Source organism: Micromonospora sp. RB23 (genome assembly GCF_053585025.1).
The window spans coordinates 5,159,576-5,183,328 of the sequence record NZ_CM132111.1 but is presented as its reverse complement, the minus strand read 5'-3'; the positions used below and the strand labels follow the sequence as shown (position 1 = coordinate 5,183,328).

Below are 23,753 nucleotides of genomic sequence, written 5' to 3'. Positions count from 1 at the left end.
CTCCCTAGCTGACCGGACGGCCCCGCCAGGTGAGGCGGCGTCGCTTCCGCAGATGGTACGACCGCAGGGTCAGCCAACCGAGGACCACGACCGACACGGGGTGTGCGAGCGCGTCGGGCCACCACCGGCCACCGGTCGCCCGGGCGGTGAGGGCCCGCCCGGTGACCCCCAGCAGGTATGCGATGAGCGCAACCATCGACACCCGGGGAGCTGTCCAGGCGAACCCCAGCGCGACCAGCGGTGGGGCGGTGTAGAGCAGCAGCAGCGCCGCCACCACGGCCGCCGCCGCGCCCGGGTGCCCGAACGACGCCCACAGCGACTTCGAGTACCCGTCGCGCAGTTGCGGCCAGTCGTCGTACATCCGGCAGGTGGCCAGCCGCGAGCCGTCGGCCAGGGCGATCCGCCCGCCGGCCCGCTTGACCGCGCGGGCCAGCTCGACGTCCTCCAGGATCTTGTCGGCGACCGCGGCATGCCCGCCGGCGGCGGTGTAGCCGGCCCGGTCCACCACCAGGAACTGCCCGCCCGCCGCGGCCAGCGACGGCCGCGGCGAGCGCTCCATCGCCCGCAGCGGCAGGAAGGTCAGCCAGAGCCACTGCAACAACGGCTGGACCAGCCGGTCGGCCGCCGTCGCCACCACGATCCGGGGGTACGGCGACAGCAGTGTCACCCGGGCGGCGCGCAGCTCGGTGACGGCCGCCGCCACGGCGTGGGGGGCGAGCACCACGTCCGCGTCGACGAAGACCAGCGCGGTGGCGTCCGGGTCGGCCCGGGTGGCGAGCTGCCAGCAGGCGTGCGGCTTGCCCAGCCAGCCCGGTGGCGGGGCGACCCCGGTGAGCACGGTGACCCGGGGATCGTCCCCGGCCACCGCGCGGACCACGTCGGCGGTGCCGTCGGTGGAGCCGTCGTCGAGGACCACGATCCGCAGCCCGGGTACGCCGCGCTGGGCGAGCAGGGCGCGCAGGCACGGCGTGACCCGGGTGGCCTCGTCGCGCAGCGGCAGCAGCACGGCCACCGGCTCGTCGACCTCGTCCGGTACGTCGGTGGGCCGGCGCAGCCAGTGGGTGGCGTTGACCCAGGTGTGCGCGGTCAGCGCGGCGACGGCGACCAGCAGGGCGGCCAGGACGGTCATCGGGTCGCGTCGACGCCGGTGCGGTCCGGCCGGTGCTCCTCGTGGCGGGTCGCGCCGGCCCGGCGGGCGCGCAGCAGCGTCACCGTCAGCGGCACGGCGGTGACCGCCATGCCGGCGGCGCCCCAGAGCGCCGAGGCGGGCAGGTCCAGGAAGACAGCGTGGGCCAGGATGCTGGAGAAGTACGTCCACAGGTAGAGCGCGACCATCGGATGGTCCCGCCGGTCGGTGCGCTCGGCGGTCGGACCGGCCAGCGGGCGCAGCGCGCTCACCAGCAGCACCGCGAAGAGCAGCCAGCCCAGGTAGTTGCTGACCGGGATGCCGGTCAGGCCGGGCAGCGCGGGGGTGGCGTCGCGCCAGACCCAGTAGCCCTCGGCGACCATCTGCGGGTCGAGGAAGAGGTCCCAGGCCGCCAGTCCCACCGCGGCCAACGCGATCCTGCCCACCCACCGTCCGGCGGTCGAGCCCCTGCCGTCGCCGGTCGGGGCGCTGTCGCCGCCGGTCAGGCGGACCGCGGCCAGCCAGGCCGGCCAGGCCATCCAGGTCCACGCCAACGGAATGATCAACGGCACTCCGGCCAGCTTGGGACCCAGCTCGCCCGAGTAGTCGTAGCTGCCGAACGGCACACCGGTGGCCACCCCGATCGCCTCGATCGCGAATCCACCGCCGGTGGCCACCGCGACCAGCGCCGCCGCCACCCGGGGTCCCCGACTGAGCAGCGCGTGGCCGACCGAGAGCAGCCAGCCGAGCACGACGGTGGCCACGGTCAACCCGGCCCGGGTGGCGCCGGTGGTGAGCGGGTAGCAGATCTGGGCGAGCACCAGGACGCCGAGCAGCGTCCAGGAGATCCGCCTGGTCATGACGCCGGGGGCTCGAGCGGCAGGTCCCGACCGAGTACGCCGAACGGCCGCTCGTCACCCGGGAAGTGGAAGTCGCGCAGCACGTCGACGAAACCGAAGCGCCGGTACAGTCGCCAGGCCCGCGAGGTCTGCTCCTCGGCCTCCGGGGTGGACAGCAGCGTGGTGTCGCCCTCGGCCATCGTGAGCAGCGCCCGCAACTGGCCGGCGCCCAGGCCGTGCCCCTGCGCGGGCGGGCGGACGTGCAGCTCGACCACCTCGAAGCAGTGGGTGAGCCAGCGCTTGCGGGTCGGGCCGTCCAGCGCCCGGTGCACCTGGTCGTGCCACCACTGGCCGGCGCCGCCCAGATAGCCGTACCCGAAGCCGGCGAGGTGGCCCTCGCTGGTCAGGCTGGCCACGGCCCGGAACCCCGGCCGGCGGACGTGGGTGGCGATGTAGCCGCGCCGAGCCTCCAACAGGTCGGTGCGGTACCCCATCGCCTCGCCGTAGACGGCAACCACATCGTCCAGTCGTCGGACGAGATCGTCCGGCGTCCAGCGCACCAACCTCATGCCCGTCCATCCTTCACTGTCGCCTGGTCGCCGTCGGCGACCCACCCGAGGACCGTCCGGTCGCCGAGGACGTCGCGTACCTCGAACCGGGCGAACAGTTCCTCGGCGTACCAGCCCGCGGTGGGGGTCCGCATGATCGCCGCCCGATGCTCCGGGTGACGGTACGCGAACGCCACGAGGTCCGTCGGGTCGCGCCACACGCTGACCGTGCCCTGCCATCCCAACGGGGCCTCACCCACGCCGAACCGGGCGAGCAGCCCCGGCGCGTCGTGCAGGGCCGCGGCCACCGGCGGGATCGCCCGCCAGAAGGTGGCCGCCCGACGTGCCCGCAGCCGGGCCCGCGTCAACGCCAGCACCGGCCCGGCCACCCGCCCGCCCGGCGGTTCGCCGAACGGCCGCTGGCCGGACCACTCGCCACGGCTGCTCAACGGACGCAGGTCGACCCGGGCCTGGGCCTGGGCGATGCGTCCCCAGGCCCGCCCGACCGACGAGTCGTCGAAACCGGCGGCCGCGGCGGGGGAGTCCCAGACGGTCAGCGCCGCCCACCTGGTGAGGTCGGCGTCACCCGGGCCGAAGCCGGTGCCCGTCCCGGTGCCCAGCAGTTTGCCGAACCGGACGCCCGGCAGGGCGCGCAGCCGACGCGGATCCATCGCCATCCGGGTCAGCGCCCGGGGCAGCGCGCTCCGGGCGATCCGCCACACGTGCAGGGTGACCAGCTCCGGTACGGCGCTGCTGTGCCGGCTGGTTCGCTCGCTCGGCTCGCTCACGCCACCTCGGCCGGGGTGCCGGCGGTGACGCGCAGCAGTTCGGCGTAGGTGGTCGGGAAGACCGCCTGCGGTACGCCACCCGCGGCCCAGATCTGCGGGTACGCCGCCAGCGCCGTGTCCACCAGGGTGCGCAGCGTCCGTGGGTGACCGAGCGGGGCGACCCCGCCGATCGGCTGCCCGGTGTGCTCGCGGACGAACTCCGGGGTGGCCCGGCGCAGCCGGTTGACGCCGATGGACGCGGCCAGACCGGCGGTGTCCACCCGGTGCGCGCCGGAGGTGAGCACGAGCAGCGGCGCGTCATCCGCGTCGAAGATCAGCGAGTTGGCGATCTGGCCCACCTCGACGCCGAGCGCCTCGGCGGCGGCTGCCGCGGTGTGCACCGCGTCGGGCAGGAGGCGGACCGTGCTGGGCTGACCGGCGTCGTCGAGCGCGCCGGCCCCGTCCAGCGCGTCCTGCACCGCCCGTACGTTCGGGTGTGGCTGCATTCCGCCATTCTTCCCGGTTCGTGTGCGCCGGTTCACCCCGGCACACGTCACGGCGAGTCCTGGCGCGTCACACGTTGCATTTTCGTCGGAGGGGAGGTGTACTGTCAGCAGTAGTTAGAACGAGTGTTCGATTGCCTCGTACGCTCGTTCCAACCAGCCGGAGCGCGGTGTTTCGCGGCGCCAGTTCCGGCCGGTGCGGCTCCGCGGGCCGCACCTGGGTTTCCGGGCAGTCGCGAGCCCGGTCCCATCAGGCAGGAGCGTCGCCCGCCGCCCACGACCCCCGGGCGGCGGGCGACGAACCCGCCGGTACGCCGGCCGGGTGTGGTGTGGGGAAGCATCCACACCCGGCCGGCCACCCCCGGTGCGTCTTCCTCCGCACCACCCGACCTCGGCGTCTTGTCGGTGGCACCACTGCCCCGGCCGACGCCCCGGCCATGTGGAGGAGACAGTCCATGCCGACCAACCCGGCTCAGGCACCGACGGTGCCGGCGCACGTGCTGCCGCACCGCACCCCTGCCCAGCTCCTCACCCTGGCCCGCCGTGGGCTGGTCGAGGCCGGCCAGACCCGACCCGACGGCCTGCGCTACGCGGCCGCCCACCTGGCGGCGCTGCGCGCGGCGGCCGCCCTGCTCGCCGCCCGGGCCCGTCCCGCCCCGAGCCGGCGCAACCGGATCACCAGCGTCTGGGTCCTGCTCTGCGCCGTCGCCCCCGAGCTCGACGAGTGGGCCCGCTTCTTCGCCGCCGGCGCCAGCAAGCGAGCCGCCGCCGAGGCCGGCATCCCCCGGGTGGTCAGCGCCCGGGAGGCCGATGACCTGCTCCGCGCCGCCGAACAGTTCGTCACGGTGGTGGAGACCGCGCTCGGCGTGGCACACCAACCAGCCCTGGACGGCCTCGCGGCGTGAGACAGCCGTGACGCCGGCCGCCTGGAAGGGAAGCCGGGCGGCTGGCGTCACGGTGCGGCCTGATCTGTTCCACAGCAACGACGGGGGGTTGGTCCAATGGCGGGCCGCATGGTGGTCGGTTCCGCCGCGCTGGCCGATCTGGTACGCCCGGCGAGCGCGCCCGATCCGGTGGGTGGCCACCGCGTGCTACCGGTGACGCCCGAGCTGACCGGGCTGTTGCCCAACCGGGGTCTACGCCGGGGCAGCACGATCGCCGTCGCCGCCGGTCAGCCCCGCCACAGTGGGGGCACCTCGCTGGTGCTCGCGCTGCTGGCCGAGGCGTCCCGGGCCGGCTCGTGGTGTGCGGTGGTCGGAGTGCCGACGTTCGGCGCGGGCGCGGCAGCCGAGCTGGGCATCTCCCTGGACCGGCTCGCCCTGGTGCCGAACCCGGGCCCGGAATGGGCCACCGTGGTCGCCGCGCTGATCGACGGGGTGGACGTCGTGGTCACCGCCGTACCGGCCGCGGTCTCCGCCTCGGTCGCCACCCGGCTGGCCGCCCGGGCCCGGCAGCGCGGCAGCGTGCTCGTCCCGTACGGCCGGTGGGACGGTGCGGACGTGACGCTGCAGGTGGTCCGCGGGGTCTGGGAAGGGCTCGGTCAGGGTCGGGGCCGGCTGCGCCGCCGGGAGGTCACCGTGTCGGCGCGTGGGCGGGGAGCAGCCGCCCGCCCCAAGGAGATCAAGGTCTGGCTTCCCGGCGCCGAGCTCACCCGTGTCATTCCCCGGACGGTGCGGTCGACCGTGGGCCGACCGTCCGTACCGCTCGCCCTGGTCGGGTCGGGGTGACCGGCTCGCCGACCCGGACCATGCTGCTGTGGTGCCCGGACTGGCCGGTGCTCGCCGCCGAGATCGTCGACGGGATACCAGCCACCGGCCCGGTCGCCGTACTGCACGCCAACCGGGTGGTCGCCTGCTCCGAGCGGGCCCGCGCCGAGGGCGTACGCCGAGGGCTGCGCAGGCGGGAGGCGCAGGGTCGTTGCCCGCAGCTCACCGTCGTGGACTACGACTCCGGCCGGGACGCCCGGGCGTTCGAGCCGGTGGTCGCCGCGCTGGAGGAACTGGTGGCCGGCGTCGAGGTGGTCCGGCCGGGCGCCTGTGCGGTTGCCGCCCGGGGCCCGAGTCGCTACCTCGGCGGTGAGGAGGCGGCCGCCGAACGGCTCATCGAGCACGTCGCCCAGTCGTGTCTGGTGGAGAGCCAGGTGGGCATCGCCGACGGGGTGTTCGCCGCGGGGCTGGCCGCTCGCGCCGGCCGGGTGGTGGCGTCGGGTGGGACGCCGGAGTTCCTGGCCGGGATGCCGGTCGAGGCGCTCGGCCGGTCCGCGCTGGCCGACCTGCTGCGTCGCCTGGGGGTGCGGACCCTCGGTGACTTCGCCGCGCTGCCGGCCGGCGACGTGCTGGCCCGCTTCGGGTTCGACGGCGCGCTGGCCCACCGGCTGGCCGCCGGCCGGGACCACCGCCCCCTCGCCGTCCGGCAGCCACCGGCCGACCTGACGGTGACCGCCGGGTACGACGAGCCGATCGACCGGGTCGACGCGGCGGCGTTCGCCGGCCGTGCCCTGGCCGAGCAGTTGCACGACCGGCTTGCCGGGCACGGGCTGGCCTGCACCCGGCTCGGCATCGAGGCGGTCACCGAGCACGGGCAGGAGCTGCACCGGGTGTGGCGGCACGACGGTCTGCTCACCGCCTCCGCCATCGCCGATCGGGTGCGCTGGCAGCTCGACGGCTGGCTCTCCGGCAGCAACGGTCGCGCCGGCGCCCGCCCGGCCCGCCCGACGTCCGGCATCATCCGGCTACGACTGATCCCGGACGGGGTGATCGCCCAGGCCGGCCTGCAGGCCGGCCTCTGGGGGGAGACCGGCGAGGAGCGGGAGCGGGCGCACCGGGCATTGAGCCGCGTACAGGGCATCCTCGGCCCGGAAGCGGTGGTCACGGCGGTGCTCGGTGGTGGGCGTTCCCCGGCCGACCAGGTGCGACTCGTACCGTGGGGCGACGAGCGGCTCCCGGCCCGACCCGGCCCACCGGCCGTTGCCGGCGCGGGCAGTGCCGGTGCCGGTGCCGGTAGCGACGGTGCCGGCGGTGGCGGTGGCGGTGGTGCTGGCGGTGGCGGTGGTGCTGGCGGTGGCGGTGCTGGTCTGGCGACCGGTCGGGGTGGGGGCATCCCGCCGTGGCCGGGCCGGCTGCCGCCGCCCGCGCCCGCCGTGGTGCTGCCCAGCCCGCTCGCCGCGACCGTGCACGACGCCGCCGGCGAGCCGGTGGTGATCAGCGCGCGGTTGGCGGTGAGCGCCGCCCCGGCGCGGCTGGTGGTCGGCACCGGCCGGCCGGCGGAGATCGTGGGGTGGGCCGGGCCGTGGCCGGTGGACGAGCGCTGGTGGGCTCCGGCCGAGGCTCGCCGCCGGGCCCGGTTCCAGGTCAGCCTCGCCGACGGCGCTGCTCTGCTGCTCGCCGTCGAGGCCGGGCAGTGGCTGGTGGAGGCCATCTATGACTGAATCCGGTCGGCCCTTGCCCGGCGTCGGCGGATCTGGTGTGGGCGGGTGCCGCACTGACCGAGCGGGGTGCGGCACCGGCCGGGCGGCGGATGTCCTGATGAGCGTGATGACTCACAGGCATCTTGATGCCTGTGAGTCATCACGCTCATCGCACCTCTCGCCGCCGGCGGGGCGACCGCCGTCGTGTTCGTCGTCGACGCGACCGACCAGCCGCAGGGTGGACGGTCGCGCCACCAGCGCGGTCGGAGTGGTCGGAGCGGGTGGATGAGCTTTCACAACCCGAAAATGCCCTGGTCGGAGCTGGAGAGCGTGCTCTCCGGCCGGGCCGGCGGCGGGCGGCCGCGCGCCGAACGGCACCTGCACGTGGTGGATCCGCTCGCCGTGGACGCCGACGGTGGTGACTCGCCGGCCTGGAGTCGCCACCGCGAACGGTACGAGCCGCCGCAGCTGACCCGTCCCGACGGCGTGGTGCCCTACGCGGAGCTGCACGCGCACACCAACTTCAGTTTCCTCGACGGCGCCAGCCACCCGGAGGAGCTGGCCGAGGAGGCCGCCCGGCTGGGGCTCACCGCGTTGGCCGTCACCGACCACGACGGCTTCTACGGGGTGGTCCGCTTCGCCGAGGCGGCCCGCACGCTGGACCTGCCGACCATCTTCGGCGCGGAGCTGTCCCTCGGGCTGCCCGGTCCGCAGAACGGCGAACCCGACCCGCACGGCGCGCACCTGCTGGTGCTGGCGCACGGTCATGAGGGGTACGCCCGGCTGGCCACCACCATCGCCCGCGCCCAGTTGCGGGGCGGGGAGAAGGGCCGCCCGGTCTACGGAGACCTGGAGGAGGTCGCCGCCGAGCTGAAGGACCACGTGCTGGTGCTGACCGGCTGTCGCAAGGGGCACGTGCCGGGGGCGCTGCTCACCGAGGGGGTGGACGCGGCGGCCCGCGAACTGGACCGGTTGACCGCGCTCTTCGGCGCGGAGACGGTGGCGGTGGAGTTGACCGACCACGGCCATCCCGTCGACGCCGACCGTAACGACGCGCTCGCCGAGTTGGCCGCCGCGGCCGGGCTGCCGACGGTGGCCAGCAACAACGTGCACTACGCCAGCCCGGGCCGGCGGCGGTTGGCCACCACGGTCGCCGCGGTACGGGCCCGGCGCAGCCTGGACGAGATCGACGGTTGGTTGCCCGCGGCGGCCACCGCCCACCTGCGCAGCGGCGCGGAGATGGCGGCACGGTTCGCCGCGTACCCGGGCGCGGTGGCGCGGGCCGCCGAGTTCGGCGCCGAGCTGGCCTTCGACCTCCAGCTCGTCGCGCCGCAGTTGCCGGCGTACCCGGTGCCGCCGGGGCACACCGAGATGAGCTGGCTGCGCAAGCTGACCGCCGACGGGGCGCACGAGCGGTACGGACCGCCGCAGGCGCACCCGGCGGCGTACGCGCAGCTCGACCACGAGCTGAACATGATCGAGGAGTTGGGGTTCCCCGGTTACTTCCTGGTGGTCTACGACATCGTCACGTTCTGCCGCGAGCAGGACATCTACTGCCAGGGGCGGGGTTCGGCGGCCAACTCGGCGGTCTGTTACGCGCTGCGGATCACCAACGTGGACGCCGTCCGGCACCGGCTGCTCTTCGAGCGGTTCCTCGCCCCGGAGCGGGACGGTCCGCCGGACATCGACGTGGACATCGAGTCCGACCGGCGGGAGGAGGTGATTCAGCACGTCTACACCCGCTACGGCCGGGAGCACGCCGCGCAGGTCGCCAACGTCATCTCCTACCGGCCCCGGTCGGCGGTGCGGGACGTGGCCAAGGCGTTCGGCTTCTCACCCGGTCAGCAGGACGCCTGGAGCAAGCAGATCGACAGGTGGGGCTCGGTCGCCACGGTCGACGTCGAGGGCATCCCGGAGCAGGTGGTGGAGTACGCCAACGAGCTCCAGACGTTCCCCCGGCACCTGGGTATCCACTCCGGCGGCATGGTGATCTGCGACCGGCCGGTGATCGAGGTCTGCCCGGTGGAGTGGGGGCGGATGCCCGGGCGCAGCGTCCTGCAGTGGGACAAGGACGACTGCGCCGCCGTGGGCCTGGTGAAGTTCGACCTGCTCGGCCTGGGCATGCTCTCCGCGCTGCACTACGGCTACGACATGATCGGGTCCCGGCTGGACCTCGGCGACATGACGCTTGACGATCCCGAGGTCTACGACATGCTCTGCCGGGCCGACTCGGTCGGAGTGTTCCAGGTGGAGAGCCGCGCCCAGATGGCCACCCTGCCGAGGCTCAAGCCCCGCGAGTTCTACGACCTGGTGGTCGAGGTGGCGCTGATCCGTCCCGGCCCGATCCAGGGCGGTTCGGTGCACCCGTTCATCCGGCGCAAGAACGGCCAGGAGCCGGTGACGTACGCGCATCCGTTGATGCGCAACGCGCTGGAGAAGACCCTGGGGGTGCCGCTGTTCCAGGAGCAGTTGATGCAGCTCGCCATCGACCTGGCCGGTTTCGACGCGGCCGAGGCCGACCAGTTGCGCCGGGCGATGGGCGCGAAACGCTCGATCGAGCGGATGAACCGCATCGCCGACCGGCTCTACGCCGGCATGGCCGAGCGGGGCATCACCGGCGAGCTGGCCGACGACGTCTACCGCAAGCTCACCGCGTTCGCCAGCTACGGCTTCCCGGAGAGCCACGCGATGAGCTTCGCCTACCTGGTGTACGCCAGCTCGTGGCTCAAGCGCTACCACCCGGCCCCGTTCCTCGCGGCGCTGCTCAACGCCCAGCCGATGGGCTTCTACTCACCGCAGACCCTGGTCGACGACGCCCGCCGGCACGGGGTGGAGGTCCGCCGTCCGGACATCAACGCCAGCGGGGCCCTGGCGGTGCTTGAGTCCACCCCGGACACCCGTTGGGGCAGCGAGCCTGGTGAGCCGCCGCACGCCTGGGGGCTGGGTGGTCCGGCCGTCCGGCTGGGGCTGTCCAGCGTCCGTACCCTCGGGTCGGATGTGGCCGAGCGGATCGAGGCCGAGCGGACGGCCGGTGGGGCGTACCGTGACATGCCGGATCTGGCCCGGCGGGTCGGCCTGACCGCGGCGCAGCTGGAGGCGCTGGCCACCGCGGACGCCTTCGCCTGTTTCGGCCTGACCCGGCGGGAGGCGCTGTGGGCCGCCGGCGCGGCGGCCCAGGACCGACCGGGTCGGCTACCCGGCACGGTGACCGGCGCGGCGGCGCCCATGCTGCCCGGCATGGAGGCCGTGGATCGGTTGGTCGCCGACGTGTGGGCCACCGGGTTGTCGCCGGAGAGCCACCCGGCCCGGTTCATCCGGGGGCAGCTCGACGTGCTCGGCGCGGTGCCGATCGCCCGGCTCGGTCGGGTGGAGCCGGGCCAGCGGATCCGGGTGGGCGGCATCGTCACCCACCGCCAGCGTCCGGCGACCGCCGGTGGGGTGACCTTCCTCAACCTGGAGGACGAGACCGGCATGTTGAACGTCACCTGCTCACCGGGGCTGTGGCAGCGCTACCGGCGGGTGGCCCGCACCAGCGCCGCGCTGGTGGTCCGGGGGCGACTGCAACGCCACGAGGGGGTGACCAACCTGGTCGCCGACCGGCTGGACGCCATTGAGCCGCCGGTCAGTCCCGCCTCCCGCGACTTCCGCTGAACGACTGACGTTTAAGACCTCCGGCTGAGGAGAAGTGCAGGTCGCGGGCATGGTGGCCCGCGCCGGTCCGGGGAGGGTCTCATGTCACGGAAACTGCGGGCGACCGCCTTCGCCGGGGTCCTCACCCTGGCGCTCGCCGGTTGCGGGGGAGTCGGCGGCGGCGGCGGTGACGACAAGGGTGGCACCGCCACCACGGGCGTGCTCAGCACCATGGGCTTCGGCCTCTCCGACGAGATCGCCACCACCCGGGTGGACGCGTTCAAGCGGGACCATCCCGACGTCGACTTGAAGATCACCGAGGGTGCCTTCGACGAGCAGCAGTTCCTCTCCGCGGTCGCCTCGGGCAACCCGCCGGACCTGGTCTACATGGACCGCAAGCTGATCGGCACGTACGCCAAGCGCGGCTCGATCCAGCCGCTGACCGACTGCGTCACGAAGCAGGACGTCGACCTGGACCAGTACCGGTCGGCCGCTCGCGCGCAGGTCACCCTCGACGGCACGGTGTACGGCATCCCCGAGTTCTCCACCGTGCGGGTGGTGTACCTCAACGAGGGGCTGCTCAAGAAGGCCGGCCTGACCGCCGACCAGGTGAACCTGGCGGACTGGGGCGCGCTGCCCGCGCTCAACGCCCGGCTGAGCGCGGTCTCCGGTGGGCGACTGTCGCGCATCGGCATCGACCCGAAGGTCCCCGAGTTCCTGCCGATGTGGGCCAAGGCCAACGGGGTCGACATGCTCTCCGCCGACGGCCGTACCGCGAAGCTGGACGACCCCAAGGTGGTCGAGGCGCTGACGACCGGCGTCGCCCTGATCCAGCAGCAGGGCGGGTGGGGCAAGTTCAAGTCCTTCCGGGACACGTTCGACTTCTTCGGCGCGCAGAACCCGCTGTCCAAGAACCAGATCGTGGCGTGGCCCATGGAGGAGTGGTTCCTCAACCAGGCCGCCAAGAACAGCCCGGACGCCGAACTCGTGGTCAAGCCGTTCACCGACCGGCAGGGCACGCCACTGACCCAGTCCTCCGGCCAGGCGTGGGTGATCACCAAGGGCGCGAAGAACCCCGACGCCGCGTGCGCGTTCGTCAAGCAGATGACCGCCACCGACACCTGGATGGCCGCCGCGAAGGCCCGGTCGGACGCCCGCAAGGCCGCCGGTCAGCCGTTCACCGGCGTCTACACCGGCAACGCCGAGGCCGACAAGAAGATCTTCGACGAGCTGTACCAGCCGACCGGCAACAAGCGGTTCGACGACGCGGTGGCCACCATCCGGTCGGTGCAGGACGCCGCGTTCGCGATGCCCGCGTCACCGGCCGGCGCGGAGTTCGACAAGGCGTACTACGACGCGGTCAACCGGGTGCTCGCCGGTCAGGCGCAGCCAGCCCAGGCGTTGCAGCGGGCCCAGCAGGAGGCCACGGCGGCGCTCGACAAGGCCGCGAAGTAGCCCACGATGGCCACCGTCACCGCTCCCGCCCCGGGCCGGCGTCGTACGTCGCTGGCCCGGCGGGAGGCCCGCTGGGCGTACCTCTTCCTGGCGCCGTGGATCGCCGGTTTCCTGATCTTCTACGCCGGCCCGATGGTCGCCAGCCTGTGGTTGAGCTTCACCGAGTACGACGTGATCAACCCACCGGAGTACACCGGCCTGGACAACTACCGGGAGCTGATGAGCGACCCGGCGGTGGCCCGGAGCCTCGGCAACACGGTCTACTACACGGCGCTGCACGTACCGCTGGTGATGATCATCTCGCTCGGCCTGGCGTTGCTGCTCAAGCGGGTGGGCCGGTTGCAGGGCTTCTTCCGGACCGTGTTCTACCTGCCCGTGATGACCCCGGCCGTGGCCGTCGGCATCCTGTTCCTGCTGCTGCTCAACACCCAGGACGGCCTGATCAACCGGGCGCTCGGCCTGGTCGGGATCGACGGTCCGAGTTGGACCACCGACCCGCACTGGGTGATGCCCGGGATCATCCTGATGAGTCTGTGGAGTCTCGGCTCCACCGTCATCATCTACCTGGCCGCGTTGCAGAACGTGCCCCGTGACCTCTACGAGGCGGCGGCCATCGACGGCGCGGGCGCCTGGGCGCGGTTCCGCTCGGTCACCCTGCCGATGATCTCCGGCTCGCTGTTCTTCACCCTGATCGTCAACACCATCGCGTCGCTGCAGATGTTCACCGAGGTCTACACCATGTACTTCGGCAACCGGGAGACGCAGACCCGGTTCAACAGCGACGCGGCCAGCTTCTACGTCATCCACCTGTTCCAGGAGGCGTTCCAGTTCCTGCACATGGGCTTCGCCTCGGCGATGGCCTGGCTGCTGTTCGTGATCATATTGGTGATCACGCTGGTGCAGGTGAAACTCAGCAATCGGTTCGTGTACTACGAAGGAGACGACACGTGAGCGGCATGATGGGCCACAACGGCGTGGCCAACGCGCGACGGACCCGACTCGGCGCGGGCTGGGTGCCCGGGCAGCACCTTGAGCCGCGCGAGTACCAGGTCACCGACGGGCCGGTGGCCAACGCCCGACGGTCCCGGGCGGAGGACGATCCCGCAGCCGGTGAGCTGTCGTGACCACCGCGGTCGAACGCAGCGCCGCCGCACCGGTACCCGGCATCGAGCCGGCCCGGGCGGCGGCGCGCCGCCCCCCGGCCGAGGAGGCCCGCAGGCCCCTCTGGCACCGGGTGCTGTTCGTCGCGGCGCTGGTCGGCGCCGCGATCATCTTCATGCTGCCGTTCGTGTGGCTGGTCAGCGCCTCGCTGCGCCCCCGGGAGTACGTCTTCGCGCCCGGCTTCCTGCCCACCCCGTTCGCCCCGGAGAACTACGCCGAGGCGTGGCGGGCCGTGCCGCTGCTGACCTGGTTCGGCAACAGCGTGGTGGTCGGTGTGGCCGCCGCCGCGGCGGTGACGCTCTCCAGCGCCTGGGTGGCCTTCGGCTTCGCCTACTTCCGGTTCCCCGGCCGCAACCTGCTCTTCGGGTTGGTGCTGGCGACGATGATGCTGCCGTTCGCGGTCACCATGATCCCGACGTACCTCATCTGGTCGAAGCTGGGCCTGACCGACACCCAGGTGCCGCTCTGGGCGGGCAATCTCTTCGGCTCGGCGTTCTACATCTTCCTGCTGCGGCAGTTCCTGCTCTCGCTGCCCCGGGAGTACTTCGAGGCGGCCCGCGTGGACGGTGCGAGCTATCCGCAACTGTTCTGGAAGATGGCCTTCCCGCTGATCCGTCCGGCGCTGCTGGTCGCCTTCGTCTTCGAGTTCAAGGCCAGCTGGACCGACCTGCTCAAGCCGCTCATCTACCTGCGCAACGAGCAGCTCTACACCCTGCCGCGCGGGCTGAAGGTCGTGCTGGACCGGTTCGGTTACGGCGGCGAGCAGCAGTGGGAGATCGTCCTCGCCGGCAGCGTCCTGGCGACCATTCCGATGATCATTCTGTTCTTCCTGGCCCAGCGACACTTCGTCGAGGGCATCGCCACGACCGGCCGCAAGGGCTGACTGGACCGGGTGACTAGGCTCGACCGGGTGGAGCAGACCCGAGGCCGGTTCGCCGCGCCGCCGCTGAGCCCCCGTACCGCCGTGATCTGGTCGGTGCTGCGCGCCGAGCTGGACCGGCGTGGCGACGCCGAGCTGACCGTGCTGGACATCGGCGGCGGCACCGGCGGTTTCGCCGTCCCGCTGGCCCGGGCCGGCCACCGTGTCACCGTCGTCGACGCGAGCCCCGACGCCCTCGCCGCCCTCACCCGACGGGCCGCCGAGGCCGGGGTCGCCGACCGGGTCGTCGCCGTGCAGGGCGACGGCGACGCCCTCGCCGGGCTGGTCGAGCCGGCCGGGGTCGACCTGGTGCTCTGCCACGCCGTCCTGGAGGTCGTCGACGACCCGACGCCGGTGGTCGCCGCGCTGGCCACCGCTCTGCGCCCCGGCGGCGCGGCCAGCGTGCTGGTGGCCGGTCGGGCCGCCGCCGTGCTGGGCCGGGCCATGAACGGGCACCTGGACGTCGCGGCCACGCTGGCCGCCGATCCGGCCGGCAGCGCCGGGCCGCGCGACACCCTGCGCCGCCGTTACGACGCACCCGAGGCCGTCGCGCTGCTCACCGCCGCAGGGCTGGAGGTCGAGGACATCCACGGGGTACGCGTGCTCGCCGACCTGCTGCCCGCCACGGTCTCCGACGGGCAGCCCGCGGCCCTGGTCCAGCTCGAACTGGCCCTAGCCGCCCAGCCTCCCTACCGGGATCTGGCCGCCCAACTGCACCTGTTCGCCCGCCGACCGGCATGACCGGTCGCGACCTGCCCGCCGACGGGGGTTCGTCGGCCGGCTCGTCCGGTCGGTTGCTGCCCGCCGACGGGCGTACGCCGGTCGACGGCCCTCCGGCGGCCGACGTCGACCCGCCGCTGGCGGTCCTCGCGCCCGACCGGGCCGGCGGACGGCTTGCCCACGTGCTGCCCAGCGCGCTCGCCGTGCTCGGCGTGCCCGACTCGCCCGACCCGCTCGGACTGGCACCCGCCCTGGCCGGGGTACGCCGGATCGCCGTCCTGCTCGTCGACGGCCTCGGCTGGTACCAGGTGCCGACCGCCGCGCCGTACGCGCCGACGCTGGCCGGGCTGGCCGCCACGGTGGGTCGGCCGCTCGTCGCCGGCTTCCCGTCCACCACGCCGACGAGCCTCGTGACGCTGGGCACCGGCGTCGCGCCCGGCGCGCACGGGGTGCTCGGCTTCACCGTGCGGGTGCCCGGCACCGACCGGGTGCTCACCCACACGCACTGGGCCGCCGACCCGTCGCCGCTGCGCTGGCAGCCGGTGCCCACCCAGCTCCAACGGGCCCGTGCCGCCGGCGTGACGACGACGGTGGTGAGCCGGCCGGAGTTCGGCGGCAGCGGGTTGACCCTGGCCGCCAACCGGGGCGGGGACTTCCGGGGCGCCGCCGGCGCGGACCAGGTGGCCGCCGCCATGCTGGCCGCGCTGTCGGCCGGTGACGGGCCGACCCTGGTCTCCGGCTACCACCCCGACCTCGACCGGCACGGGCACCTCAGCGGCGTCGACTCGGCGCCGTGGCGAAGCGCCGCCGCCGAGGTGGACATGCTGCTCGCCCGACTTGTCGACGGGCTGCCGCCGGACGCGGCGCTGCTGGTGACCGCCGACCACGGGCAGCTCGACATCCCGCTCGGGCACCGCTTCGACCTGGACACCGACCCACGGCTGCGCGACGGCCTGCGGGTGGTGGCCGGCGAGGCCCGGGTCCGCTACCTGCATGCCGAGCCGGGCGCGGTGGACGACGTGGTGGCCGCCTGGTCGGCGGTGCTCGGCGACGCGGCCCGGGTGCGTACCCGGGAGGAGATGGTGGCCACCGGCTGGTTCGGACCGGTGGCCGAGGAGCACCTGGGCCGGATCGGCGACGTGGTGGTGACCTGCAACGACACGTACGCCGTCCTGGCCAGCCGCACCGAGCCGCCGATGGCGTCGAAGCTGGTCGCGTACCACGGGGCGGACACTGCCGCAGAGCTGACCGTGCCGCTGCTGGTGGTGCGGGGCTGACCGGGGCACGGTCCGGCCGGTCGGTCGGTGGTGGTGTCGTACCTCGGGGATAGCCTGCACCGATGGGCCGCAGTCAGTCGTTGCCGCGAGGCGGTGATGATCCGCGCTTCGGGCCGGACGCCGACGACTCGGCCAGCGGCATCCTGCACGTCGACATGGACGCGTTCTTCGCCTCGGTGGAGGTGCGCGCCCGACCCGAGCTGCGTGGCCGCGCGGTCGTGGTGGGTGGCGTGGGCTCGCGGGGCGTGGTCAGCTCGGCCAGCTACGAGGCTCGCCGCTACGGCGTGCGCAGCGCCATGCCGACCTCCCGGGCCCGGGCCCTCTGCCCGCACGCCGTCTACCTTCCGCCGAACTTCGCCGCGTACTCCGCCGCCTCGCGGGCGGTGATGCAGATCTTCCGGGACGTCACCCCGCTGGTCGAGCCGCTCTCCCTCGACGAGGCGTTCCTCGACGTCACGGGCGCCCGCAAACTGTTCGGCTCGCCGTCCACCATCGCCCGGCTGATCCGCAAGCGGGTCGCCGACGAGCAGGGGCTGACGTGCTCGGTCGGGGTGGCGCCGAGCAAGTTCGTGGCCAAGCTCGGCTCCACCCGGGCCAAGCCCGACGGCCTGCTCGTCGTACCCGCCGGGCAGGTCCTCGACTTCCTGCACCCGCTTGGCGTGGACGCGCTGTGGGGCGTGGGGGAGCGGGCCGCCGAAACGCTGCGCCGGCTCGGTCTGGCCACCGTGGGGGACCTCGCCGAGGCCCCGGTGGGCATGCTGCGCAAAGCCCTGGGCGCGGCGTCCGCGGCGCACCTGCACGAGCTGGCGTGGGGGCGCGACCCGCGCCGGGTCAGCCCCGAACAGGTCGACAAGTCGATCGGCGCCGAGGTGACCTTCGACGCCGACGTGGCCGACCCGGTGGAGATCCGCCGCGCCCTGCTCGCGCTCAGCACGAAGGTCGGCGTCCGGCTGCGGGCCGCCGGCCACGTCGGGCGTACGGTCACCCTGAAGGTACGACTGGCCGACTTTCGTACCGTCAACCGTTCCCGCACCCTCGGCGTACCCACCGACACGGCCCGGGAGATGTTCGACACGGTCTGGGCGCTCTACACCGCGCTGGACCCGGCTGAGCGGATCCGCCTCGTCGGTGTCCGGGTGGAGGGGCTCACCCCGGCGCAGGGCGCGCCCCGGCAGCTCACCCTCGGCGCGCCCGAGCGCGGTTGGCGGGAGGCGGAAGCTGCCGCCGACGCCGCCGCTGCCCGATTCGGGCGGTCCGTCATAGGTCCGGCCAGTCTGTTAGGCGACCGTGACGCTCATCGAAAGGAAAATCCACCCCACCCGTAGGTCGTCCCGCTTTCCGACGCGCGACCCCCCTCGTAGACTTGCGGGTAAGCAGCCGGTTGGCTGCCACGGTCTGTCGGCCCGAGTGGGCCCGACCAACGTGACCGGGGAGGAGTGCCGTGCCGCTCTCGGAGCACGAGCAGCGGCTGTTCGAGCAGATCGAGCGGTCGCTTGCCGAGGACCCCAAATTCGCCTCGGCCGTGCGCGCCAGCGATCCGCGCTTCCACGCGCGGCGTCGCCTGCTCGTCGCTGCCGGCGTGATCATCGCTGGCTTGGCCCTACTGGTCTATGGCGCGGTGATCAAGACTCCACCGCTGGCGGTGGCGGGCTTCGTCGTCATGCTGGCGTCGGCCGCGTTCGCGGTGCAGTCGCACCGGCGGGCGCAGTCACCCGACCTGCACGTGGTGGGTGGCACGACGAGTCGTCGTCGTCCCCGCGGTGGCCGTCCCGGTCGCCGACGGTCGATCCTGGACCGGATGGAAGACCGATGGCGGCAGCGCCCGGAGGGGCACCGCTGAGCGCGTCCCGCCGCTGAGGCGGGCCGACCACCGCGACGAGCGGGCCACCGGGACACCCCCGGTGGCCGCCGTCGCTCAGTCATGCCCCGAGCATCGCGCGCCCCGCACCGTGCCCGCCCACGTCGCGCCGCCGTGCTCGCGCCGCGCGTCCCTCCATGCTCGCGCCGATCTTGCAGTTTCTGTCGTCGGTATGAGTGAAATGCCCCGTATGTGGCGACAGGAAGTGCAAGATCGCTGGGGCTGGGGCTGGGGCTGGGGCTGGGGCTGGGGCTGGGGCTGGGGCTGGGGCTGGGGCTGGGGCTGGGGCGCCGGGACGCCGTGGTGGCGTCCCGGCGCGGGCTGGTGACCAGCGTCGGTCAGCGGGCGGCTCGATCGGCCAGCATCCGGCGCGGGTTCCAGCGCAACAGCTGGTAGCGCATCCGGGCGGTCAGCGCCACCAGGCGGCCGGACGCGTCCGCCAGGGCGATCCGCCAGCGCAGCAGCACCGACGGCGGCAACACGCTGGCGAGCACCCGGGTCCGCCGATCCGCCTGGGACGAGAGCGCGCCACGGACCGTACGGAGCGCCGACGGCAACGGTTCACCGGTCAGCGGGGCCCGCGCGTACCGGGCCCGTTCCTCGGCACGGCCGAGCAGCCGCGCGGCCCCGATCGCCGTGGCGTCGTCGGCCAGAGCATCCCGGACGAGCCGGTCCGCGGTCGCCCGGGGTGTCTCGGTCCGGTCCACCCGTACCTTGTAGTCGACAAGCGTGTCGAGCAGTTCGGCCCAGGCGGCGTGGGCGTCCGCGCGAGCGCGACCCGCGTCCGCCTCGACCACCATCCCGCGCGCGTCGTCGGCCGGCGGCCCGTCGCCCGGGGCGGTGGCGGCCGGCACGGCGTCCGCCCGGCCGGCCCGCCGTCGACGCAGCGCCCGCCGACGGAGCGCCGGCACCGCCAGCAGCGCCAGCAGCGCGAGTACGCCCGCCACCCACCACGGCCACACCGGCGCCTGCTCGGCCGGCTTCGAATCCCCGAGGGAGAGCCCGGAGTCGGTGTCCCGGTCGGCGTTGTCCGGCCCGGCCGGCCCGGCCGAGGGGTCGGCACCGCTCGGGCTGTCCGTGGCGCCGGTCTCCGGGGCGGACGGCTCGGGCGCGTCCGTGTCCGGCGCCCAGGCCGACCGGGTGGAGCCGGGAACGCTGGACGCCGGGGTGGCGTCGAACGGCACCCAGCCGACCCCGTCGAAGAAGACCTCGGTCCAGGCGTGCAGGTTGAGGTTGGTCAACGTGTACGTGTCGCCGTCGCGCCCGCTGCCGTTGGTGAATCCGAACGCGACACGCGCCGGGATTCCGGCCGACCGGACCAGCCAGGCCATGGCGGCGGCGTACTGCTGGCAGTAGCCGACCTTGTTGGTCAGGAAGTTGACGATGTCCTGGCCGCTGCTGCCGCTCTCGGTGCTCAGGCGGTACGTGAACCCGTTGTCCGCGGAGAAGTGCTGGTAGATGGCCAGCACCCGGTCGTAGTCGGTCCGCTTGCCCTGGATCAGCCCCCGGACCAGCTCCTCCACCTCGGGCACCGGCCCGGGGGTGGCGGTCTGCTGTCGACGGACGGGGTGATCGGCCGGTAGGGGCTTCGCGGCCCGCAGGGTCGCCGGGGTGTACGTCGAGCGGATGTAGTCGAACGAGTACTTGCGCCCCCGCGAGCTCTCCCGGTTGGAGAACACGATCTGCTGGTTGGGGTCGTACAGCCAGTTGCCGTTGAGGTCCTGGGTACGCACCGGCTCGGCGTACACCGGCATCAGGGACATGCTGAGGCTCTTGGTCACCTCGACGGTCGCCCGGTACTCGGCCTGCTGCACCCCCGGACCGACCCGCTCGCTCGGGTCGGGCAGATCGCGGTTGGCCGGCCGGCCACTCGCGGCGCGGGCCTGGAAGCCGTTCGGGCGCAGCTCGTCGGCGACGGCGTAGCGCAGGTAGAACGGGTTCTGCTCCGACGTGGTCACCTTGACCAGGTCCACCACCTCGGACTGGTTGAGCTGGCCGGCGAGCGACGCGAACAGGTCGATCCGGCCGGACGAGCCACCCACCCCCCGGCCGTTGCCGTTGCCGTTGCCCGTGCCCTCGGTGATCCTGTCGAGCAGCCCACCGCTCAGGCCGGGCACCGCCAGCGGCAGCACCACGGCCAGCACCACACCGACCACGGCGAGCCGACGACCGGCGGACGCCAGCGGCGACGCCTCCCACACGTCCACGTCACGACCGTCGCCGGTGAACCGCCGCCCGAACCGGCGTACCCGGTCGATGTTGTCGCTCACCAGCAGCCACAGGTAACCGGCGGCGCCCACGACGAACGGCGCCGGGGGGACGCTGTCCACGTAGACGGCGACCGGCACCGAGTAGATCGCGAGCATCGGCAGGCCGGCCAGCGCGGGCCGGCGCAGTCCCACCGCCAGCACGTCCACCAGCACGGCCACCCCGCCGACGCCGAGCACGGTGATGAACAGGAGCGGATCGGTGTCCGGGACCTCGACGCCGTACGAGCGCATGTCCTGCGCCGAACCGGCGAGCAGGTCCGCGAAGTGCCCGATCGTGCCCGGCGTGGGCAGCATCGCCAGCAGCTCGCTGCCGCTGGGGAACAGCCAGGTCAGGGCGAGCAGCAGGGCGGCGAGCATGCCGAGCACCTGACCCCAGAGCGGCGCGCGGACGAGCCGGGTCAGCGCGGCGACCCCGGCCACCACGGCGACCGCTATCGCGCACTGGATCAGCCACGTCCAGGTCTGGAAGATGGCCGACAGCGGCGCGGCGGCGAGCAGCGTCGCGGCGGCCGCCACCAGACCGGTGTTCCGGCTGGCGATCATGAGGGGGACCTTCCGTTCATCGCACGCGGCCCGCGACCGTCTCGGCCAGCGCGGCCCGCAGGGCGAAGCCCTGGGAGCCGCGGCCCGCCTGCGGCCACAGCGCCGGCAGTCGGCTGCCGTGGTCGGCGCCGACCACGCGCCAGCCACTGCGCACCATGGTGAGCACGGCGGCGCCGTGCGCGTGCTCCGCCTCGGCGCGAGCCTTCTCGGGGAGGCTCAGCCAGGTGGAGCTGTCCAACAGGAAACCGACACACGTCGCGCCGTTGCCGCGCAGCCCGGCCAGCAGCTCGGCCTCGGCGACGCTCACCGCGCCGAACAGCCCGATGATCAGCCCGCCGTCGGCGCGCTGGCGGACCCGCTCCACCAGTCCGGTGACCTCGGCCCGCTGGTCCAACCGCACCTCGGCCAGGTGGTCGAGCAGCACGCCGTCGCCACCGCCCTCCGAGGCGTCCACGTCGACCCCCGAGCCGGTGACCAGGCGCAGCTTGTAGCCGGCCTGTCGCAGGTGCACGGCGATGCTCGCGGCGGCCGAGACCGCCCACTCGAAACTCGCCGTCGGTCCGTCACCCCGGTGGCCGTACGCCCGGGTGTCCAGTACGACGGTGGCGCGGCTCTCCCAGGGCTGCTCCTCCCGCCGCACCATCAGCTCGCCGGTGCGCGCCGTGGACTTCCAGTGCACCCGGCGCAGGTCGTCGCCCCGGCGGTACTCACGGGTGGCCGCGTCGTCCTCGCCGTGCACCGCCACCGAACGTGCCCGGCTGTCGCCGCTGCCCGCGTACTCCCCGGGGAGCCGGACCGACGGCAGGGGGGTGACCTGCGGGATGACCGTGAGGTGGTCGGTGCTGGGGAAGGCGCGGGTGAGTTCGCAGAGACCGAACGGGTCGGTCATCCGTACCACCAGCGGACCGACGTCGTAGCGACCGCGCACGTCGGCGCGGACCGTGTACGCCACGGAGCTGGCCTGGTGCGCGCCGAGCCGTTCCAGTACGACGCGGGGCCGACTGCCCAGCGCGTAGGGCAGCCGGTCCTCCAGCAGCAGGGTGCCGGTGGGCAGCCGGGAGAGGTTCTGCAGGCGCAGCACCACCCGCGAGTTGGCCCCGACGGGAACCCGGTGCGGGTCCAACGAGCGGTTGCAGGCCAGCTTGTAGCGGCTGCGGCCCACGTAGGCGGCGGCCAGCAACGGCAGGATGGCCAACAGCAGGGCCACCCGGAGCAGGTCCTTCTCGCCCAGGATGACGGCCGAGACCGCCGCGGCGACCGCGGCGGCCAGGAACGAGCGCCCGCGGGTGGTCAGCCCGCGCAGCCCGGCACGCACGTCACGGCCTCCGCGGCTCGTAGGGCGCGCGGCCGTTGCCGGTGGCGGGCCGGGTGTCGTACGGGTTGCGCTGGCGGTCGTGCGGCAGGGGCAGCCGGTGCACCAGCTCGGAGACGATCGCGTCGGTGGTGCGTCGGGCGAGCTGCGCGTCGGCCGTCGGGATGATCCGGTGCGCCAGCACCGGCACCGCCAGGACCTGGAGGTCGTCGGGGAGGACGTAGTCGCGGCCCTCCAGCGCGGCGACCGCCCGGGCCGTGCGCAGCAGTTGCAGCGTCGCCCGGGGGGACGCGCCGAGGCGCAGGTCGGGGGCCTCACGGGTGGCGGTGACCAGGTCGACCGCGTACTGCTTCACCGCGTCCGCGACGTGCACCTGCCGGACGGTGGCGATGAGCTGCCGGACCATGTCGGCGTCGGAGACCGCACGCAGCTCGTGCAGGGGGTCGGTGGCACCGTGCCCGTCGAGCATCGCCAGCTCCGCGCCGGCGTCCGGGTAACCCATCGCGATCCGGGCGGTGAAACGGTCGCGCTGCGCCTCGGGCAGCGGATACGTCCCCTCCATCTCGATCGGGTTCTGGGTGGCGATGACCATGAACGGGGTCTGCAGCTGGTAGGTCACGCCGTCGACGGTGACCTGCCGTTCCTCCATGCACTCCAGCAACGCCGACTGGGTCTTCGGCGAGGCCCGGTTGATCTCGTCGCCGACCACCAGGTTGGCGAAGACGGCCCCCGGACGGAACTCGAAGTCGTGGGTCTCCTGGTTGTAGACGCTGACGCCGGTGACATCGCTGGGCAGCAGGTCAGGTGTGAACTGGATCCGGCGGACCGTGCAGTCGATGGACCGAGCGAGGGCCTTGGCCAGCTTGGTCTTGCCGACGCCGGGGACGTCTTCGATGAGGAGGTGACCCTCGGCGAGCAGGACGGCCAGGGCCAGCCGCACGGTGGCGGTCTTGCCCTCGATGACCTGCTCGATGTTGGCCACGATGGCCTCGCTGGCGGCGCGGAACTCGTCGTGCGGCAACAGGCCGCCCACCTCGTCCCAGGTCTGTTGTGTCACGGGCCTCCTCCTCGTCGCCGTCACGGCAGCTCTGTAGAGAGCACCTGGACCCGCCGTTGGGTTCGCGACGTCGAGCCTCGTTTGCCGCAGGAATCTCACTGGCCTCTCAGGCTAACCATGTTTGTCGTTATCGCCGACCCCCGCAGGTAGTCCGCCGGTTACGCCCCGATATTCGCCAGCTCGGGGGAACGGGTCGGACACGCCCGGTGGTCGGCGGGCGGAACCGGGCGCGCGGTACACTGCGGGCATGGCCGGAGTCTTCCTGCTTCTTACCGGGCCGTGCTGATGCGCTGAAGGCGTGACAGCACGGCAGCCCCTCCTGCGCGAGGGGCTTTTTTGTGCCCGCCGCCGGTCCGGCCCGG

20 protein-coding genes and 2 pseudogenes are annotated in these 23,753 nt (G+C 73.6%); 14 read left to right on the top strand and 8 right to left on the bottom strand.

Annotation, left to right across the window (positions count from 1 at the left end; translation table 11 throughout):
* Positions 1–4: 4 nt before the first annotated feature.
* From ACTFTM_RS23475 to ACTFTM_RS23455, 5 genes are read right to left on the bottom strand one after another with little or no spacing between them, the layout of a single operon-like run.
* Positions 5–1,129, bottom strand: a complete 1,125-nt coding sequence (locus ACTFTM_RS23475; protein ID WP_449562628.1) for a glycosyltransferase — start codon at positions 1,127–1,129, stop codon at positions 5–7.
* Positions 1,126–1,986 (bottom strand): carotenoid biosynthesis protein, encoded by an 861-nt coding sequence (locus ACTFTM_RS23470; protein WP_449562627.1) that lies wholly within the window; start codon positions 1,984–1,986, stop codon positions 1,126–1,128. The genes ACTFTM_RS23475 and ACTFTM_RS23470 overlap by 4 nt, the downstream gene beginning before the upstream one ends.
* The gene (locus ACTFTM_RS23465) at positions 1,983–2,534 is read right to left on the bottom strand and encodes a GNAT family N-acetyltransferase (RefSeq protein ID WP_449562626.1); all 552 of its coding nucleotides are present in this window, start codon (positions 2,532–2,534) and stop codon (positions 1,983–1,985) included. The genes ACTFTM_RS23470 and ACTFTM_RS23465 overlap by 4 nt, the downstream gene beginning before the upstream one ends.
* Positions 2,531–3,301, bottom strand: coding sequence for a monooxygenase (locus ACTFTM_RS23460; protein WP_449562625.1), 771 nt, complete (start codon positions 3,299–3,301; stop codon positions 2,531–2,533). The genes ACTFTM_RS23465 and ACTFTM_RS23460 overlap by 4 nt, the downstream gene beginning before the upstream one ends.
* A complete protein-coding gene (locus ACTFTM_RS23455) occupies positions 3,298–3,786 on the bottom strand; it encodes a YbaK/EbsC family protein (protein ID WP_449562624.1) in 489 nt (162 codons plus the stop codon). The genes ACTFTM_RS23460 and ACTFTM_RS23455 overlap by 4 nt, the downstream gene beginning before the upstream one ends.
* Before the next feature lie 452 nt (positions 3,787–4,238).
* Between ACTFTM_RS23455 and ACTFTM_RS23450 the strand changes: the two genes are divergently transcribed.
* The 14 genes and pseudogenes from ACTFTM_RS23450 to ACTFTM_RS23385 all read left to right on the top strand — a co-directional run bounded on the left by ACTFTM_RS23450 (position 4,239) and on the right by ACTFTM_RS23385 (position 18,537).
* Positions 4,239–4,688: an SAV_6107 family HEPN domain-containing protein gene (locus ACTFTM_RS23450; protein ID WP_234589090.1), complete on the top strand. Its 450-nt coding sequence runs from the start codon at positions 4,239–4,241 to the stop codon at positions 4,686–4,688.
* 96 nt (positions 4,689–4,784) lie between these two features.
* Positions 4,785–5,510, top strand: coding sequence for a hypothetical protein (locus tag ACTFTM_RS23445; RefSeq protein ID WP_449562623.1), 726 nt, complete (start codon positions 4,785–4,787; stop codon positions 5,508–5,510).
* Positions 5,507–6,748 (top strand): annotated as a pseudogene (locus ACTFTM_RS23440) (DNA polymerase Y family protein); the annotation flags it as partial. The gene ACTFTM_RS23445 and the pseudogene ACTFTM_RS23440, both read left to right, overlap by 4 nt.
* Before the next feature lie 126 nt (positions 6,749–6,874).
* Positions 6,875–7,210 (top strand): annotated as a pseudogene (locus ACTFTM_RS23435) (DNA polymerase Y family protein); the annotation flags it as partial.
* A gap of 264 nt (positions 7,211–7,474) precedes the next feature.
* A complete protein-coding gene (locus ACTFTM_RS23430; RefSeq protein WP_449562622.1) occupies positions 7,475–10,840 on the top strand; it encodes an error-prone DNA polymerase in 3,366 nt (1,121 codons plus the stop codon).
* An 81-nt stretch (positions 10,841–10,921) separates the two neighbouring features.
* Complete coding sequence (locus tag ACTFTM_RS23425; protein WP_449562621.1) at positions 10,922–12,274, top strand: extracellular solute-binding protein; 1,353 nt, start codon at positions 10,922–10,924, stop codon at positions 12,272–12,274.
* A gap of 6 nt (positions 12,275–12,280) precedes the next feature.
* On the top strand, positions 12,281–13,225 hold the full coding sequence (locus ACTFTM_RS23420; protein ID WP_449562620.1) for a carbohydrate ABC transporter permease: 945 nt from the start codon (positions 12,281–12,283) through the stop codon (positions 13,223–13,225).
* On the top strand, positions 13,222–13,398 hold the full coding sequence (locus ACTFTM_RS23415) for a hypothetical protein (protein WP_449562619.1): 177 nt from the start codon (positions 13,222–13,224) through the stop codon (positions 13,396–13,398). Before ACTFTM_RS23420 ends, ACTFTM_RS23415 begins: the two co-directional genes overlap by 4 nt.
* Positions 13,395–14,318: a carbohydrate ABC transporter permease gene (locus ACTFTM_RS23410; RefSeq protein ID WP_449562618.1), complete on the top strand. Its 924-nt coding sequence runs from the start codon at positions 13,395–13,397 to the stop codon at positions 14,316–14,318. Before ACTFTM_RS23415 ends, ACTFTM_RS23410 begins: the two co-directional genes overlap by 4 nt.
* Before the next feature lie 9 nt (positions 14,319–14,327).
* On the top strand, positions 14,328–15,095 hold the full coding sequence (locus ACTFTM_RS23405; RefSeq protein WP_449562617.1) for a methyltransferase domain-containing protein: 768 nt from the start codon (positions 14,328–14,330) through the stop codon (positions 15,093–15,095).
* Positions 15,092–16,351: an alkaline phosphatase family protein gene (locus ACTFTM_RS23400; RefSeq protein WP_449562616.1), complete on the top strand. Its 1,260-nt coding sequence runs from the start codon at positions 15,092–15,094 to the stop codon at positions 16,349–16,351. Before ACTFTM_RS23405 ends, ACTFTM_RS23400 begins: the two co-directional genes overlap by 4 nt.
* A gap of 62 nt (positions 16,352–16,413) precedes the next feature.
* Positions 16,414–17,676 (top strand): DNA polymerase IV, encoded by a 1,263-nt coding sequence (locus ACTFTM_RS23395; protein WP_449562615.1) that lies wholly within the window; start codon positions 16,414–16,416, stop codon positions 17,674–17,676.
* A gap of 116 nt (positions 17,677–17,792) precedes the next feature.
* Complete coding sequence (locus ACTFTM_RS23390) at positions 17,793–18,191, top strand: DUF3040 domain-containing protein (RefSeq protein WP_449562614.1); 399 nt, start codon at positions 17,793–17,795, stop codon at positions 18,189–18,191.
* A 208-nt stretch (positions 18,192–18,399) separates the two neighbouring features.
* Positions 18,400–18,537 carry a hypothetical protein gene (locus ACTFTM_RS23385; protein ID WP_449562613.1) on the top strand — a complete coding sequence of 46 codons (138 nt, stop codon included), beginning with the start codon at positions 18,400–18,402 and terminating at the stop codon, positions 18,535–18,537.
* A gap of 10 nt (positions 18,538–18,547) precedes the next feature.
* On the opposite strand, the gene ACTFTM_RS23380 is transcribed toward ACTFTM_RS23385, so the two are convergent.
* From ACTFTM_RS23380 to ACTFTM_RS23370, 3 genes are read right to left on the bottom strand one after another with little or no spacing between them, the layout of a single operon-like run.
* Positions 18,548–21,022, bottom strand: a complete 2,475-nt coding sequence (locus tag ACTFTM_RS23380; RefSeq protein WP_449562612.1) for a transglutaminase TgpA family protein — start codon at positions 21,020–21,022, stop codon at positions 18,548–18,550.
* Between the two features lie 16 nt (positions 21,023–21,038).
* Positions 21,039–22,337 carry a DUF58 domain-containing protein gene (locus ACTFTM_RS23375; protein WP_449562611.1) on the bottom strand — a complete coding sequence of 433 codons (1,299 nt, stop codon included), beginning with the start codon at positions 22,335–22,337 and terminating at the stop codon, positions 21,039–21,041.
* Between the two features lies 1 nt (position 22,338).
* Positions 22,339–23,391 (bottom strand): AAA family ATPase, encoded by a 1,053-nt coding sequence (locus ACTFTM_RS23370; protein ID WP_449562610.1) that lies wholly within the window; start codon positions 23,389–23,391, stop codon positions 22,339–22,341.
* Positions 23,392–23,753: the final 362 nt, after the last annotated feature.